Here is a 2,050-nt window from a genome sequence, read left to right as displayed (position 1 = left end):
TACATATTTCAATAAATCCAGTGTATTCCTAGCAAACCTCGAAATCGACTTGACCAGTATAAGATCCAGTTTACCGTTTCGGGCATCCTGTATCATGCGATTAAAGTGCGTTCTATTTTTAGTGCTGGTTCCGGTGATGCCTTCATCTGCGAAAATATCCGCCATTTCCCATTCCAAGTTGTTTTGAATGTATTGGGTATAATAATTGACCTGATTCGTATAGCTCTCCTTTTGCTCCTCAGAATCGGTACTGACCCGACAATAGGCAGCGACTTTCTTTTTCTGAATAGATTGAATTCCCTCTACGATGTCCATCGTTTTAATGGGAACGATCACGACTTTTTTTGCGGTTGCGGCTTGGGCCATAGGTGTTTCTCCCTTCGATATCTTCTTTATACGGTCACATGTTATAATGCGTGCGGTACATCATCAAGTCCATTTCTGCCCATGTGATAGCTATTTGAAAGACTTTTTATTCAGCTCATCAATCGCAATAAATTCTTCTTCTGTAATGACATTTTGTGATCTCAATTGCTTCAATAGGCTCAGACTGAGCAAGTAGTCGATGGATTTTCGTTGCATATGTATGTGCTCCTTTGAAATAAAAGTGGCTCACCACAAAGGCAAGCCGATAGATATAAAACTTAGAATAAATTCTTAAGGCTAATGGCCTTTTCTGTAGTAATACTAGGATCACTTACTAAGGTTGCAGTCAGCGCAAGGGCTTTATTGTTCGCCCCGCTACTGCTTCCTGCTTTTATGGTAACACTATTTCCTGTGCTGGCTGTTATGCTTCCCATGATCGGAGTTGAATCATCTTGATTTCGTAGGCTCCACTCCACAGACTGGTCAAACACCTCTGTTCCATGATCATAGATATGACTGACGTATGAGGCACTCTGGCCTGTTTTAAGCGTAGGACTGCCGGTAATGGTTATCGAATAGATATGCGTTCCTGTTTCGACGACTCTCATTTCAATGGTGCTTTGTACTGTTGGGTGATACGTTAATTTCGCAGTGATGCTTGCTTTTCCCAAAGCGATACCCATCACCTGACCTTCCTGATCTACGCTAATTACACTTGGATCACTAGATATATAGGTAATCGCTGGATTCACCATCTCATTCCCATTATCCGTAGCAGTTGCATTCAACGTTATTGTTTCGTTAAGCAGTACATGGGCTATCGTTCCGTGATTGATATGTAATGCGTATGTGTGAGCAGTCTCGTACTTCCATTTGTCCGCAATGTTATTTTCCACGTCATCATAAGCTGTATTTATGCTATCTAATGTGCAGCTTAGCTGAATAATGCCATTTAGGATGCGATCCATTCCAACTATTTTAAATGGCTGATGAGTCATATAAAATCGTTGGCTTAATGTAATGCTCCTCGTATCTGCATTGTCCTGTAGACTAACCATAATGTTTCCCTCTGGCATGGAGATAACTTTACCTGTTTCCGTTGAAAACGTTCTGGCTTCCATCACAGCATCAAACCATTTCACTTGTCCATCCCAGTTTAAAGCTAGCCGTTGATTACACTTTTTCATTCTGCCTCGACAAGACTGTTCATTTCGATCCACCTGACTGGTGATCAGATACCGTTCATAGCGATAGTCCACGATATCACCTGTATGTAAAGGTGTTGCTGCTCGAATAATTTTTTCATCGGTCATTTGAATATGATCTGTCGCATCTTGAATGAGAACAAGCTGCTTTACATTGTTGATATGTACAAGCTCACCTTTCTCTCGTAGGAAGAAATCCAGCATGGGTTCTAGGCTCCGTGTCATTCCTCTTCCTCCAATGCAAAATCCGGCTTGCAGCGATACAGGTACAACTCCATATAATCACTCCAATTCTTCATGTCCAAAATAATAAAGACATCCTTGCCAATTCGAACATAGCCGTTTAATTGCGATAAAGATTCCAATGGACAGAAAGCTCGATATGTCGTCTCTAGTATGTAACCATCTTCAAATGAAAAGATTTTGCGATAAGGTTGTACATCTGCCATAATCAACTGGACAGGAATGAAATCGGCTTT

The 2,050-nt window shown here is 41.1% G+C and carries 4 protein-coding genes; all 4 read right to left on the bottom strand.

The window, feature by feature from the left end:
• The coding region (locus L693_RS0117935) for a recombinase family protein (protein ID WP_025718778.1) at window positions 1-366 on the bottom strand (366 nt) is incomplete at its 3' end.
• Window positions 367-456: 90 nt separating this feature from the next.
• Complete coding sequence (locus tag L693_RS31990) at window positions 457-582, bottom strand: SHOCT domain-containing protein (RefSeq protein ID WP_268794278.1); 126 nt, start codon at window positions 580-582, stop codon at window positions 457-459.
• Window positions 583-644: 62 nt separating this feature from the next.
• Window positions 645-1,796, bottom strand: a complete 1,152-nt coding sequence (locus tag L693_RS0117925) for an Ig-like domain-containing protein (protein ID WP_025718776.1) — start codon at window positions 1,794-1,796, stop codon at window positions 645-647.
• The gene (locus tag L693_RS0117920) at window positions 1,793-2,026 is read right to left on the bottom strand and encodes a hypothetical protein (protein ID WP_442950186.1); all 234 of its coding nucleotides are present in this window, start codon (window positions 2,024-2,026) and stop codon (window positions 1,793-1,795) included. The genes L693_RS0117925 and L693_RS0117920 overlap by 4 nt, the downstream gene beginning before the upstream one ends.
• Window positions 2,027-2,050 lie beyond the last annotated feature (24 nt).

The organism is Paenibacillus sp. 1-18, from assembly GCF_000520755.1.
In the GTDB taxonomy this organism is placed as follows: Bacteria; Bacillota; Bacilli; order Paenibacillales; family Paenibacillaceae; genus Paenibacillus; species Paenibacillus brasilensis.
This window is presented reverse-complemented; position numbering and strand designations above follow the sequence as displayed.